Source organism: Janthinobacterium sp. 1_2014MBL_MicDiv (genome assembly GCF_001865675.1).
Taxonomy (GTDB): domain Bacteria; phylum Pseudomonadota; class Gammaproteobacteria; order Burkholderiales; family Burkholderiaceae_D; genus Janthinobacterium.
The window spans coordinates 2121965-2136948 of record NZ_CP011319.1 but is presented as its reverse complement, the minus strand read 5'-3'; the positions used below and the strand labels follow the sequence as shown (position 1 = coordinate 2136948).

6 protein-coding genes are annotated in these 14984 nt (G+C 70.7%); 3 read left to right on the top strand and 3 right to left on the bottom strand.

Annotation, left to right across the window (positions count from 1 at the left end; all coding sequences use genetic code 11):
• Nucleotides 1-45 precede the first annotated feature (45 nt).
• Nucleotides 46-822: a siderophore-iron reductase FhuF gene (gene fhuF, locus YQ44_RS09455; RefSeq protein ID WP_071323160.1), complete on the top strand. Its 777-nt coding sequence runs from the start codon at nt 46-48 to the stop codon at nt 820-822.
• On the opposite strand, the gene YQ44_RS09450 is transcribed toward fhuF, so the two are convergent.
• From YQ44_RS09450 to YQ44_RS09440, 3 genes are read right to left on the bottom strand one after another with little or no spacing between them, the layout of a single operon-like run.
• Nucleotides 819-3842 (bottom strand): amino acid adenylation domain-containing protein, encoded by a 3024-nt coding sequence (locus YQ44_RS09450; protein WP_071323159.1) that lies wholly within the window; start codon nt 3840-3842, stop codon nt 819-821. The two genes, fhuF and YQ44_RS09450, sit on opposite strands and share 4 nt — an antisense overlap.
• A complete protein-coding gene (locus YQ44_RS09445; RefSeq protein ID WP_071323158.1) occupies nt 3839-12712 on the bottom strand; it encodes a non-ribosomal peptide synthetase in 8874 nt (2957 codons plus the stop codon). Before YQ44_RS09445 ends, YQ44_RS09450 begins: the two co-directional genes overlap by 4 nt.
• Nucleotides 12705-13694, bottom strand: a complete 990-nt coding sequence (locus YQ44_RS09440; RefSeq protein WP_071323157.1) for a TauD/TfdA family dioxygenase — start codon at nt 13692-13694, stop codon at nt 12705-12707. The genes YQ44_RS09445 and YQ44_RS09440 overlap by 8 nt, the downstream gene beginning before the upstream one ends.
• 304 nt (nt 13695-13998) lie before the next feature.
• Here YQ44_RS09440 and YQ44_RS09435 point away from each other — a divergent pair, with 304 nt between their 5' ends.
• Together YQ44_RS09435 and YQ44_RS09430 are read left to right on the top strand one after the other, a co-directional pair.
• On the top strand, nt 13999-14226 hold the full coding sequence (locus tag YQ44_RS09435) for an MbtH family protein (protein ID WP_071323156.1): 228 nt from the start codon (nt 13999-14001) through the stop codon (nt 14224-14226).
• A complete protein-coding gene (locus YQ44_RS09430; protein ID WP_198043899.1) occupies nt 14223-14984 on the top strand; it encodes a thioesterase II family protein in 762 nt (253 codons plus the stop codon). Before YQ44_RS09435 ends, YQ44_RS09430 begins: the two co-directional genes overlap by 4 nt.

Genomic DNA, 14984 nt, shown 5'->3' with positions numbered 1-14984 from the left:
ACCAAAGCATGTATTTATTTATACGTGTCGAGCCACGAAGAATCGATGACCATGTCCCTGCCCCTGCACGCCCCGAACCCGCACCATTGCCTGATCGGCCCCCTGCCCCAGCTGTTCCACGGCGAGCTGGCCGCGTATGGGGCGGCGCTGGCCGTGGCCGACTCCACCGCTCCCGCTGGCACCGTGCTCGCGGCCTTCCTCGACGGCCCGCAGCTGCCGGCGGCGCTGGCCCGGTTTGCCCTGCGCTTTCCCGGCGCCCATCCGAAGGCGCTGGCGTCGACCTGGTCCAAGCTGTATTTCAACGCCCTGCTCGTGCCCGTGCTGGCGGCATCGGCCGCCTGCGGCTGGCGCTTCCCACTCGCCCCCGGGCGCGTGCGTTTCCTGGCCGCTGCCGATGGCGCGCCGCTGCGTTTCCTGCTGGAAGACGCCGGCGCGGCATCGCCCGATCTGGACAGCGCCGCGCGCCTGCAGCCGCTGGTGCGCGGTCACTTGGCGCCGGTGGTGGACGCGCTGGCCAGGCAATGCCGTTTGGCGCCGCGCCTGCTGTGGAACAATGCCGCCGTGATCGCCGAGGAAACGCTGCTGCAATGCCAGATGCTGATGGGATCGCAGCCGCGCATCGCCGCCGACCTGGCCTTCCTGTGCGCCAGCGCGCAGTGGCCGGACCGGCTTGCCAACCCCATGCACCAGCCCACGCGCCTGGTGGCCAACGTGCGCCAGCGCCAGCTGTGCTGCCTGCGCTACCGGCTGCGGCTCGATTTCTGCGCCGACTGTCCGCTCGACTGCAGGCAGCGCCAGGCGGCGCAGCGCAATCTCCGCTAGGCCGGCGCGCCCTGGCGCAGCGCCGCGCGCGCCTCCGGCGTCATGCCGGCCAGCTGGCGCCGCAGCCCCGCCACCTGCTCCAGGCGGCCCGCCTCGCCCTCGAGCGCCGACAAGGCGCGCGCCAGCGCCGCCGGCGTGGCGTGGTCGAACACCAGGCCAGGGGCGAACTCCAGCTGCAGCGCCTTGCGGATGCGGCCCACCAGCTTGATCACCAGCAGCGAATGTCCGCCCAGCGCAAAGAAATCCTCATCCGCGCCCGGCGCATCCTGCTCCAGCACCTCGCCCATCAGGTACGCCAGCAGCCACTCGAGGGCGGAAACGGGCCCGGTGCGCGGCAACTGCGGCGCCTGCCGCGGGCGCGGCGCGGGCAGCGCGCGCAGGTCGACCTTGCCATTGCCCAGGCGCGGCAACTGCGGCAGCACCACGATGGCCGCCGGCAGCATCACCTCGGGCAGGCAGGCGCGCAGGGCCGCATGCCAGGCCTCTTCCTGCCCCTGCTGTCCCTCGTGCGCCACCACCCATGCCACCAGATGGCGCCCGCCGTCCTCGCCACGCGGGGCGACCACGGCCTGGCGCACGCCGGGCAGGGCCAGCAGCGCCGCCTCGACTTCGCCCGGCTCGACGCGAAAGCCGCGCAGCTTGACCTGATGGTCGGCGCGCCCCGCCAGTTCCAGGCCGCCATCGGGCAGGTAGCGCGCCAGGTCGCCGGTACGGTAGAGTTTTTCGCCCGCCAGCAGGGGATCGGCCACGAACAGCGCGCCGGGCCGGTTCAGGTAGCTGCGGCACAGCTGCGCGCCACCCACATGCAGCTCCCCCAGCGAGCCGGTGGCGGCCAGCGCGCCATGGCTGTCGAGCACCAGCACGCGGCAATTGGCCAGCACCCGCGTCAGCGGCAGCACGGCCGGCAACGGCGCGGCGAGGTCCGGCGCGTGCGTCATGACGCCGACGGTGGTCTCGGTGGGGCCGTAGTGGTTGAAGACGCGGCTGGCCGGCGCCAGTGCATGGATGCGCTGCAGCAGGCGGCGCGGCGCGGCCTCGCCGCCCAGCACGATGGTGGCCGGCAGCGCCGCATCGTGTTCGTCGAGCAGCGCGTCCAGGTGCGATGGCACGATCTTCAGGCAATCGATGCGGCCGTCGCGGATGAAGCGCGCAAACGCGGCCGGCGCCTGCATGTCCTGCGCATCGGCCACCACCAGGCAAGCGCCATGCAGCAGCGCGCCGAACAGCGCCGTGTTGCCCAGGTCCGCCGCCAGCGCGGAACTGAGGGCAAAGCGCCGCGCGCCGTCCAGGCCCAGCTGCTCGCTGGCCGCCAGCGCGTAATTGAGCAGGTGCCGGTGCTCCACCACCACCCCCTTCGGCGCACCGGTCGAGCCGGAGGTGTACAGCACGTACGCCGCCTGCGTCGCGTCGGGCTGCTGCTCCGGCGCCGTCGCCGGCCAGGCTTGCAGCTGCGGCGCGATGGCGGCCAGGGACACGCAGCGCACGCCGCCGCGCCGGCCCTCCTCCCCCGGCGTCAGCAGCAGCACCGGCCTGGCGTCGCCGAGGATCGCCTCCGTGCGCGCGGCAGGCCACTCCGGCTCCAGCGGCAGGTAGGCGCCGCCGGCGCGCATCACGGCCAGCAGCGCCACGACCAGTTCGCCGCTGCGCGGCAGGGCCAGCGCCACGATGCTTTCGCTGCCCACGCCCTGCGCGCGCAGCCAGTGCGCCAGGCGGTTGACGCGTTCGTCCAGCTGCGCATAGTCGAGCTGCATGTCGCGCGCCTGCAGCGCCGGCGCGCCGGGCGTCAGGCGCGCCCAATCGCCGATCCGTTCGGGCAAGGTGCGCGCGCCATAGCGCACAGCCGGGCCGTTCAGGGCCAGCAGCGCTTCCCGTTCGTCAACGCCCACCAGCGGCAAGGCGGAAATGGCTTGCGCGGCGCATACCTCCAGTCCCGCCAGCAAGGTGGCCAGCTGTTCCAGCAGCCGGCTGGCCGCCGCCGCGCCGTAGCACGGTGCGTGGCGCACGCTCAGGCGCCGCGCCGCCCCGGCCTGGTCCAGCTCGACCATCAGCGCCAGTTCGAAGATGTCCGCGCTGGCCGGCAGCGGGCCGCAGGCAAATGAGGCGCCGCCGGCCTGCGCGCCGGCCGGCAGTTCGCCCAAGGCGAAGCCCGCGCTGAAATGCGCATCGCCATGCGGTGCCGCCACGGGCGCGAATTCCTGCGCCTCCACGTGCTGCTCCAGCATGGCGGCGCAGCGCGACAGCCAGTCGCCGAACGGCTCGTCGAGCGACAGGCCGATATCGAGCGGCAGGATCTTTTCAAAGACGCCGACGGCGTCGTCCATCACCGCATAGTCGCGGCGGCAGTCATGCTGCCAGCCGGCGCTGAACGTCCCGTGTCCCTGGATGCGCGCCAGCAGCGCCCACCACGCCGCCTGCAGCAGCGCCACCAGCGGCACGCCGAAGGCTTCGGCCAGCCGGCCCAGGCTGGCCGCCACCGGCGCGGACAGCTCGCGCGATTGCGCGGCGCGCCCCGCTCCCGCCGCCGCGCCGTCGCGGTAGGCGAGCCGCAGCGCCGGCTGCCGGCCCGCACCGGCCCAGTAGGCGCGCCCGGCCTGGGCCTCCTCATTTTGCTCGATGTCGCGCCGCCATTCCACGAATTCGGCGTACTGCAACGGCTCGTCCAGCGCCGCGCCGTCATACAGGCGCACCAGGTCGCGGTACAGGATTTCCATGCTGCGCCGGTCCGCCACCAGGGCCGGCAGGCGCAGCACCAGCTGGCAGCCTTGCGGCGCCTCGTGGATCGACAGCGTCTCGCCAGCCTCCGCCGGCGGCGCGATCCACTGACGCAGGCCGCGGTAGCCGTCGACGGCGCCAAAGCGGGCGCGCAGCTGCGTGTGGCGCGCCGCCAGCATGTCCACCGCCACGCGCAGGCGCGCCATGTCGGGCTGGCCTGCGATATTCACCGTCAGCTGCAGCATGCCCGCATCGGGCGGCACGGCGCGCTGCTCGGCGCTCAGCGCGAAGGCGTCCGGCGCGCTCATGCCGCACCGCCTTGCGCCAACTGCGCGCGGCCCAGCAGTTCGCTCATCGCCACGACGATCTTGCGCGGGCCCTGGAACGGATCGCGCGCGTGCGCCGCCAGCATATTGTCGAGCATGACGACGTCGCCCTGCTGCCACGCGAAGCGCACGGCGCACGCCTCGTACAATTCGCCGACCAGGCGCATCACGTCGTCCTCGATCGGCGTGCCATCGCCGTAATACACGTGCCGCGGCATGCGCTCGATGCCGACCATCGCCAGCAAGTCCTCGCGCACTTCGGGTTCGAGGAAATAGATATGGTGCAGCTGCACCTGGTTGAAGAAACTGCGTTCGCCCGTCATCGGGTGGCTGATCACGGCCGGGCAGATGGTACGCGTCTGCAGCGTGTCGTTTTCCAGCCAGCGGCATTCGATGCCGGCGGCGGCGCAGCGCGCCTCGACTTCGGCGCGGTCGTCGGTGCGGTAGAAATCGCGCCACGACACGTCGAACTTGTCGGTAAACGTGCGCACGTACATCAGCTGCTTGCGCTCGAACGTCTCGGCCACCTCGGCCGGCAGGCGGCGCAGCATTTCGCGGCAATCGACGATGGGCGTGGCGCCGCCCACGGGCGACGGCAGCTCGCAGAAGAACCACTGCTTGCGCGGCCAGCGGTCGAGGTGGGCGCTCTCGTTGTGGAACAGGATCATCTGCTGTTCCGGATACGGCGTCGAGCGGTAGGTCTTCTTGCCGCCCTCCTTTTTCGGCAAGTCCGCATATTCGCCGTACAGCTGGGCGTCGATGGCTTCGGCGAACGACTCGAATTCCTGCGCAGTGCGCAAGCCGAAGCCACGGAAGACGATGCCGCCGTGCTGGCGCAAGGTGGCGTCGATGAAATCGCGCTGGCCGCGCGCCCAGGCGACGGGGTCGAGGTCGTCGCTGGCCGGTTCGATCAGCTGCGGAAAATCGCGGCCGGCCTGCAGCGGCCCCTGGCGGATGGCGGCGCGCGGCGCCGGCCTGGCGCCGGCCAGCGGCAGCTTCTTTTTCAGGCCGTCGAGCTTGCCGGCCGCGAATGGCGTTACGGGTGTGCTATCCATGATGTCCTTGTGTACGGGTACGCTGAAGTGGATCAAAGGGGTGGCGGGCGCGGCGAGCGCCCGGTCGAGCAGGTCCAGCCAGGCGTCGGCCAGGCGCGCCACGCTGTCCGGCCGGAACAGCGCGCTGGCATACACCCATTCCGCGGCCAGCGCGCCGTCGGCGCGCGGCTCCAGGAACAGCGCCATGTCGAACTTCGACGCGCGCTCAAGCGGGGGCAGGATGGTCGCCTCGATGCCGGGCATGGCCAGCTGCCCCGCCGGCGTGTTCTGCAGCACGAACAGCAGCTGCACCAGCGGATTCCAGCGCCGGTCGCGCGGCGTGCCTGCCGCCTCGACGATGCGGTCGAATGGCAGATCCTGGTGTTCGAAGGCATCGAGCGTGGTGCGCCGGGCTTGCGCCAGCAGCGCATTGAAATCGTCGCCGGCCGCGATGCGCGAGCGCAGCGGCAGCACGTTGACGAAGAAGCCGATCAAGCCTTCCAGGTCGCTGTGGCGCCGTCCCGCCACGTCCGTGCCGATGACGATGTCGTCGGCCAGGGTCAGGCGGTGCAGCAGCCACTGGAAGCTGGCCAGCAAGACCATGAAGGAGGTGGCTTGCCGCTGCCGGGCCAGCGCCTCGACCCTGGCCACCAGCGCGGCGGGCAGGACGAAGCGCAGCTCGGCGCCCGCGTGCGTGGCCACCGGCGCGCGCGGGAAGTCCAGCGGCAAGGGCAGCAGCACCGGCGCGCCGGCCAGCGCATCGCGCCAGAACGCCGCCTGCCTGCGGCCCGCCGGGCCAGCGAGCACGGCGCGCTGCCAGGCCGCGTAATCGGCGTACTGCAGCGGCAGCGCGGGCAGCCGTACCGCCTCGCCCAGGCAATGCGCGGCATAGCCGCGTGCCAGTTCGTCGGCCAGGATACCGACCGACCAGCCATCGGCCACCATGTGATGCATGGCGAACAGCAGCAGGGACAGCTCGTCGTCCATGCGCAGCAGGCTGGCGCGCAGCACGGGTCCGTGCACCAGGTCGAAAGGCTGGCGCCTGTCGGCGCGGATCGCTTCGGCGGCCGCCTGCTCGCGCTCCGTCGGCGGCAAGTGGCGCAGATCGGTGACGGGCAAGTCCAGCGTAAGCTGCGCGGCAATCTCCACATACGGATCGCCGTCCTGCTCCGGGTAGCGGCTGCGCAGGTTTTCATGGCGCGCCACCAGCCAGTTCAGCGCCGCCTGCAAGGCCGGCACCTGCAGCGGCCCGGCCAGGCGCACCGTGGCGCCCATGTTGTAGGTGGCCGACACCGTCGCGGCCAGGCGCTCGACCAGCCACAAACGCTGCTGCGCCAGCGACAGCGCCATCGGCGCGCCGCTGCGCGGCACAGGCAGCAGCGCAGGCAGGGCCTCCGCCTGCCGCGCCTCCCCGCGGTGGCTGGCGATGGCCGCCGCCAGCGCCGCCAGCGTGGGCGCGGCAAACACGGCGCGCAGCGGCAGCTCGCATTGCAGCGCGCCGCGCAGGCGCGACACGAGCCGCGTGGCCAGCAGTGAATGCCCGCCCAGCGCAAAGAAGTTGTCGTCGCGCCCCACGCGCGGCACGCCCAGCAAGGCGCTCCAGATGGCCGCCAGCGCCTGTTCCAGCTCGCCCTGCGGCGCCGCGTACGCTTCGCTTTCCAGCTGCGGCGCCGGCAGCGCACTGCGCTCCACCTTGCCCGCCGGGCTCAATGGCAGGCGCGCCAGCGCCACAATGGCCGCCGGCAGCATGTAGTCGGGCAGCGCCGCCGCCAGGGCCGCGCGCAAGGCTTCCACCGATATCTGTTGCGGACTCACATACGCCACCAGGCGCGCGCCAGCGGGACCATCCTGCGCCACCACCACCGCTTCACGCACGCCCGGCTGCGCCAGCAGCTGCGCCTCGATCTCGCCCAGCTCCACGCGAAAGCCCCTGATCTTGATCTGGTGGTCGATGCGTCCCAGGTAATCGAGCTGTCCGCCACGCCAGCGCACCAGGTCGCCCGTGCGGTACAGGCGCGCGCCGGGCGCGCCATGCGGGTCCGGCACGAAGCGTTCGGCCGTCAGCGCCGCGCGGCCCAGGTAGCCGCGCGCCAGCAGGGCGCCGCCGATGCACAGCTCACCGGCAGCACCCGGCGGCACCAGAGACATATCCGCGTCGAGCACCTGCAGCGCGCGTCCCGCCAGCGGCAGGCCGATCGGCATCTGCGCCGGCGCCGCGCCATCGAGGTAGGGCGCGCAATCGAGCGTGGCCGCCGTCACCGCCGCTTCCGTCGGCCCATAGGTATTGAGCAGGCGGATATGCCGCATGCCCGCCTGGCGCCACGCCTGCAGCGCTTCCGGCGGCATCGCCTCGCCGCCCGCGTGCACCTGGCGCAGCGCGCCGTAGTCCCGCGGGCCTTGCAGCGCAAAATCCTGCGCCAGCAGCGACCAGTACGCCGTCGTCAGGTCGGCCACGCTGATGCGGTAGCGATGCAGCGCCTGGTAAAACGTCTCGCTGTCCCATAATTCCGGGCCGCGCAAGACCAGCGCCGCACCGATGCACAGGGTCGGCCAGGCCTGTTCGACGAAGCCGTCGAAGTTCAGGGTCGAGAATTGCAGCACGCGGTCCCGCGCCGTCAGGCCGAAGAAGCCGACGGACACCTGCGCATGCCGGCTCAGGGCCTGGTGCGCGATGCCCACGCCCTTCGGCTTGCCCGTCGAGCCGGAGGTGTAGATCACGTAGGCCAGCTGCTGCGGCAGCGGCGCCTGGCCGGGGTCGTGCTCCAGCGCGGACGGCCGCTCCACCAGCTGCACCGGCAGGTTCGCCGGCAAGGTCAGGCGCGGCAGCACCGACGCCTGCGTCAGCAGCAGCGCCATGCCGCTGTCGGCGATCATGTAGGCCAGGCGTTCGGCCGGATAGCCGGGGTCGAGCGGCACGTAGGCGGCGCCCGTCTTGAGGATGGCCAGCAGGCCGGCCAGCATGTCGACCGAGCGTTCGACGGCGATGCCGACGCGTACTTCCGGCCCCGCGCCCTGCGCCAGCAGCGCATGCGCGAGGCGGTTGGCGCGCAGATTCAGGGCGCGGTAGCTGAGCGCCTCGTCCTCGTGCAGCAGCGCCAGCGCATCCGGATGCAGCACGGCCTGCAGCTCGAACTGCGCGTGCACGGCTTCGTCGCGCCACGGCCCGCCCTCGTTGCGGCCCTGGCGCAGCACGTCGTGCGCCTGCGCGGCGGACAGCATGGGCAGCGCGGCCAGCACCTCGTTGCCCGCCGCCTGCGCCAGCGCGGCCACCAGCTGCCGGTAGTGCTGCATCAGCGCCTTGAGCCGCGCTTCGGGCAGGCGCCCCGCATCGGCGCTGAACAGCACGTCGATATGCTGGTCCGGCATCACCTCGATGGTCAGGCCATAGCTGCTTTGCTCATGGTTGTCGCGCTGGTGCAGCTGCAGCGGGCCTTGCGGCGTGGCGCAGCTCCAGCGCCGCCCCTGCGCCATCGGCAGGTTCTGGAAGACCATCAGGGTATCGAACAGCGCGCCGCCATGGCCCGCCTGCTTCTGGATCTCGACCAGCGGGCTTTGTTCGTATTCGCGGATCTCGACGTTCTCCTGCTGCACGGCGCGCAGGAATTCGCCGAGCCCCAGCGCGCCGCGCGGATGCAGGCGCAGCGGCAAGGTGTTGATGAAGACGCCGAGCATGTCCTGCGCACCCGGCAGGTCCGCCGGGCGGCCGGCCGAGGTGACGCCGAAAATCACGTCCTGCTGTCCGCTGTAGCGCGCCAGCAGCATGGCCCACGCGGCCTGCATCACGGTGTTCAGGGTCACCTGGCAGCTGCGCGCCAGCTGCCGCAGCTGTTCCGCCTGCGCGGCGTCGAAGCGCAGCGCGAGGGTCTGGTGCACGCCATTGGCCCTGGACGCCGGCAGCAGCACCGGCAAGGGCGTGGCGCCCTCCACGCCGGCCATGCGGGCGCGCCAGAAAGCGCTGCCCGCCGCCTCGCCGCCGCGCCGTCCCAGCCATTCGATATAGTCGCGGTAGGCCGGCCGTTGCGGCAGCACGGGGATGGCGCCAGCCTGGCTGGCGCGGTAGCGTTCCAGCACTTCCTCGAGCAGCATCACCGAGCACCAGCCATCGACGATCAGATGATGGCGGCTCCAGACCAGCAGCCAGCGCTGCGCGGCCAGGCGGACCAGCGCCACGCGCATCAGTGGCGCCTGCTCCAGCACGTGGCCGCGCTTGCGGTCGGCGCTGCAGAATGCCTGCAACGCCTGCTCCTGCCCCTCGGCGTCGAGCGCCTGCCAGTCCAGCTGCAGCAGGTCGAGCGCGGCGCCAGCCTGTACGCACTGCAGCGGCTGCTCCAGCCCCTGCCACGCAAAACCCGTGCGCAGGATGGCATGCGCGTCGATCGCCTGCTGCCATGCCGCGCGCATGGCGTCCGGCGCGAACGGGCCGTTCACTTCCAGCACCAGCTGGTTGCAATACACGCCGCTGCCACCCTCCTCCGCATCGAGGCGGCTGTGGAACAGCAGGCCCGTTTGCAGCAGCGACAGCGGATAGGCATCCTGCAAGCCCGGACGCGCCGCCTGCAGGGCCGCCAGCTGCGCCCCATCGAGGCCCGCCAGCGCAAACGGCGCGGCCTGCACCGCCTGCACGGCAACCGTTGCGGACGGCGCAGGCGCCGGCGCGGCGATGCAGGTGACCAGCTGCGCGATGCTGGGATGGTCGAACAGGTTCTTCGGCGTCAGCTTCAGGCCCCGCTTGCGCGCCCTGGCGATCATTTGCAGGCCGAGGATGGAATCGCCGCCGCAGGCGAAGAAATTATCGTGCAGCGACACACCGTCGGCCGTGCCGCCGAGGACTTCGGCCCACACTTCGGCCAGCACGTTCTCGTGGGCGCTGCGCGGCGCAGCAGGCGCGCTTGCCGGCGCCAGTGCGGCCAGGGCAGGTTCCGGCAAGCCTTTGCGGTCGACCTTGCCGTTCGCCAGCAGCGGCAGGCGCGCCAGCACCTGCCACAGGGCCGGCACCATCGCTTCCGGCAAGGCTTGCGCCATCGCCGTGCGCAGCGTGTCGATGAGGCCCGCCTGCGCGGCGGTACCATCGCGCGCCACCACGCTGGCCAGCAGGCGCAAGCCGTCGCCGCCCGGCAGCGACCGCGCCACCACCGCCGCATCGGCCAGTTCCGCGCGGGCCTTTAGCCACGCCTCGACTTCACCGAGTTCGACGCGGAAGCCGCGGATCTTGACCTGGTCGTCGCCGCGGCCGAAGAACTCCAGCACGCCCCCGTCGAGCATGCGCACGCGGTCGCCGCTGCGGTACAGGCGCGCGCCGGACGCCGGGCCGAACGGGTCGGGAATGAAGCGTTCGGCGCTCAGGCCGGCGCGCCGCAGGTAGCCATGCGCCACGCCGGCGCCGCCCAGATACAGTTCGCCGATGGCGCCCAGCGGCAGCAGCTCGCCGCGCGCGTCGAGCACATAGGCGGCGCGCCCGGCCAGCGGCGCGCCGACCGGCACGTAGGCGGACAGGCCCGTTGGCGCCGTGGCCGCATCCTGCGCCAGGCAACCGACCGTCGTTTCGGTGGGCCCGTAGTGGTTGACCACGCGGCAGCCGGGACGCAGCTCGCCCACGCGCCGCACCAGCGCCGGGTCCAGCCCCTCGCCGCCCAGCGCCAGGCAATGCAGCGGCAGCAGCCGCTGCGGGCGGCTGGCCGACAGCAGCGCCTTCAGGTGCGAAGGCACGATCTTCAGGCAATCGAGCGGCTGCGCTTCCAGCAGTGCGGCCAGCACTTCCGGATCGGCGCTGTGCGCGTCATCGATCAGGCGCAGGGTGCGCCCGCTGAGCAGCGCGCCGAACCACGCCGTATAGCCCAGGTCGGCCGTCAGCGACGACAGGGCGCTCATGCTGGCCTGCGGCGGCAATGCCAGGCGCGGCATCACTCCTGCCACGTAGGCGGCCAGGTTGCCCTGGCTGAGCAACACGCCCTTGGGCGCGCCCGTCGAACCGGAAGTGTAGATGATGTAGGCCGGCAGTTCGGCGTGGCACGGCGGCGCGCGCCACGCCGCGCCGGCACCCGCTTCGGCATCGGCTGCACCGGCGTCGAGCCAGCGCCGCCCTTCGAGCAGCGTGGGCGCCGCGCCGCTGCCGACGGTCAGCACGATGCCGGCGTCATCGAGCATCTGGCGCAGGCGCAGCGCCGGCAAGCCGCTATCGAGGCACAGGTAGGCGGCGCCCGCGCGCCAGACGGCCAGCATGGCGACGATCAGCGGCGTATCGCGCGCCAGCAGCAGGGCTACCCTGTCGCCGGCGCCAACGCCGGCGGCCTGCAGGCGCATGGCCAGGCGCAGCGCAGCCTGGTCCAGCTGCGCATAGCTCAGGCGCCCGCCAGGCGCATCGAGCGCCGTGTGCTGCGGATGCTCCCGCACCTGCTGCAGGAACATCTGCAGCGCGGTGGGCGCGGCGCCGGCAGGCAGGGGCTGCCCCTGCGCCTGCGACAAGTGGCGCGGATCGAGCCGCAACTGGCTCAGGCGCGCCTGCGGATGCGCCACGATATCGCGCAGCAGCGCGCGGAAATGCATCACCATGCGCTCGATGCTGGCGGCGCGGAACAGGCCCGTATCATAGCGCCACTGCCCCAGCAGGCCGGCGCCGGAATCCTGCCAGCGCAAGTTCATGTCGTTGGCCGCGCCGCGCTGGGTGGCGAACAGTTCGCGCGCCACGTGACGCCCCAGCGCAGGCCGCTCGCCCAGCGGCACCAGGGTCATCATGTGGCGGAACAGCGGCGTGCGCGCGCCGTCCTGCAGCGGCGCGCAATGCTCGGTCATCAGCGCCAGCGGATATTGCTGGTGTTTCAGGGAACCGCGCAATTGCAGCCAGCAGGCGGCGAGGAAATCGGGGAAGGCCGGATCGGCGCGGCAATCGGCGCGCAGCGGTATCGCATTGAGCGTAAAGCCCAGCAAATTCCGGTAACGCGCCCCGCTGTGGCCCGCCACCGGCGTGCCGATGAGGAATTCGGGCTGCCCCGTGTAGCGGTGCATGAAGGCCAGGAAAGCCGCCATCAGCAAGCCATACAGCGACACGCCCCGGTCCGCGGCCAGCTGGCGCAGCTGCTGCGCTTCTTCCGCGCCAATCGCGAATTCGACTTCGGCGCCGTCGAAGGCGGGCGATGCGGCACGGGGGAAATCCGTGGCCAGCTGCAGCGGCCCCGGCTCCCCCGTCAGGCGCTCGCGCCAGAACTGTTCCAGCCGCTGGCCGCGCGGCCCCGCCAGCATGGCGCTGTGTTCATCGAGCCATGCACGGTACAGCGCATCGGGGCGCAGCACCGGCGCCTGGCCCGCGCGCAGGGTTTCATAGGCCTCGAACAGCGTTTCCAGGAACACGAAGCTGCTCGAGAAATCGGCCGCGATATGGTGCATGGACGCCATCAGGTAAAACGTCTGCTGGCCGCCATCGTGGTCGACCAGCAGCCGCGCGCGCACGGGCGCATCGTGCTCTAGCACGAATGGCAGGTCGGCCTGGCGGGCCAGGAATGCCCGCGCGCCCGCCTCGCCCAGGCCATGCGTGGTTTCGACGGCAAAGTCCTCGCCCGGCACAGCGCGCCGCAGCATGCGCGGCCCATCCTCGCCTTCCGCATACACGCAGCCGAGCACCTCATAGCTTTGCTGCGCATGCAGGAAGGCCTGGCGCAGCAGGGCTGCATCGACGGGGCCGGCCAGTTCGGCGGCAAACGCCATGTTGTAGGCAGGGCTGTCGGGCGCCATCTTGTAGAACGTCCAGAGGGCGCGCTGGCCGTGGCTCAGCGCCTGTCCGGCAGCGGGGAATCCGGCGGGCCAGCCGGCGGCGAGATCATTCATGCGCGGCCTCCGCCATCGCCACGACGATCTTGCGGGCGCCCTTGAAGGTGGAACGGCCATGCGCGGCCAGCATATTGTCGAGCATCAGCACATCGCCCTCGACCCACGGAAACATCACCGTGCAGGCATCGAGGACGCCGCGAATTTCCTGCAGCGCCGATTCCTCGATCGGCGAGCCGTCGCCGTAATACACATTGCGCGGCAAATCGAGGTCGCTGTCGACCAGCATCAGCAGCGATTCGCGCACGGGCGGCGCCAGGTTCGACACATGGAACAAATGCGCCTGGTTGAACCACACGTCCTGTCCCGTGCGCGGATGCCGCGCCACCGCCTGGCACACTTGCCGCGTGCGCAGTTCGCCATCGTCCTTCCACTCGAAGGCGATGTCCTGCGAGCGGCAATAGCGCTCCGCCTCGGCCCTGTCATCCGTGTTGAATGCATCCTGCCATGGCAAATCCAGGCCATTGCCATAATTGCGCACATACATCAGGCGTTTCTGCTCGAAGCGCCGGCGCAGGGCCGGGTCGAGGCGCGCAAAGATCTGCCGGCTGTCGGCGATCGGCGTCTCGCCATCCTGCGCGCTGGCCACGATGCAGTGGAACCAGATCTTCATCGGCCACTGGCGCGTGTAGGACTGTTCGCAGTGCAGGGGAATCACCTGGTGCGCCGGGTATTCGGTCGACGTATATACGCCCTTGCCCAGCGCGGAGCGGGGCGTGGAGCCGAATTCATAGGTCAGCAGCTCATGCCCGAACGCGCGCACAAATTGCTGGAAAGGCTGCTCGCCATGCAGCCCGAAACCGCGGAACAGCAGGCCGCCCGCCACGTCGAGGTGCGCTTGCGCGGCGGCCAGCATGGCCGGCATGGCTGCTGGCCACCGCGCGCCCTGTCCGGGCGTGACGAGCATGGGAAGACTGCTTCCCGGTAATAACGGAGACACCTCCAGCTGACCATCGAATACAGTGCTTGTTGCCGAGTGCATGCCAACTCCTTCGTCTGAGATTGCGTAACGTCCTGGCGAGCGGTCAAGTCCGCAAGGCCTTGGTGAGATGTCTCTTGTAGAGTGCGCCTGGAATCCGCCTGCAATCGTCGCGATCGGGGATTGTGAGTGTCTGTAAGAAACCGATATTGCGTATTCTTTCCAACAATGTTCGAACTAACTCAAGCTGAACTGATTTTTTCAAAGTTTATCAGTAAAACAATAAAATATAAATAGGAATCATAATCATTTAGATTTAGAATGATTTCACCGCGCACGGGCGCCCCTACCTTTCAAAGGAGTCAGCATGAGTTGGGATCAACCTGATACCCGTTTTTACGTTGTCGTCAACGAGGAAGAGCAGTACTCGATCTGGCCCGATTACAAGGCCATCCCGGCCGGCTGGCGCGAAGCCGGCAAGCGCGGCAGCAAGGAAGAATGCCTGGCGCATATCGAACAGGTCTGGACCGACATGCGTCCGCTCAGCCTGCGCCAGGCCATGGATGGCGGCGCGCGGGAAGCCGGGGCGCAGTGAGCGCTGGCCTGGATGGCAACTGGCTGGTGCGCGGCAGGCCGCATGCCGCCCGCGCACTGCGCCTGTATTGCTTCGCCCATGCGGGTGCCAGCGCCGCCGCCTTCCGCACTTGGCAAGCGAAGCTGGAGCCGTCCATCGAAGTGTGCGCCATCGAGCTGCCCGGCCATGGCCGGCGCATGGGGGAAGCGCCGCCGGACCAGCTGCTGCCGCTGGCAGCCGAACTGACGCGGGCGCTGGCCCGCGAACTGCGCGCCATGCCCCAGCCCTACGCCCTGTTCGGCCACAGCATGGGCGCCCTGCTGGCATTTGAAGTGGCGCGCGGCCTGGCGCGCCTGGAGATGCCGCCGCCGCTGCGGCTGCTGGTGTCGGGCGCGAATGCACCGCAGCGCCGCCCGCCCCCGCGCATGCTGCACCGCTTGCCGGACGAGGCCCTGCTGGAAGAACTGCGCAGCTACGATGGCACGCCGCGGGCACTGCTGGACGAGCACGAATTGATGGCGTTGCTGCTACCGACCCTGCGCGCCGATTTCTGCATGGTGGAAACCTACCACTATCACCCGGGTCCGCGCCTGACGATGCCGCTGACGGTACTGGCGGGGCACGCCGATGCGCGCGTCAGCGCCGACGGCGTGGCGGCGTGGGCGCTGGAAACCGCTGGCATGAGCCACAGCGCCTGGCATGACGGCGGACACTTTTTCATCGACACGCATGCCGAGGCCGTGCTGGCGACCATCCGCGCCAGCCTGGTGCCGGCATAA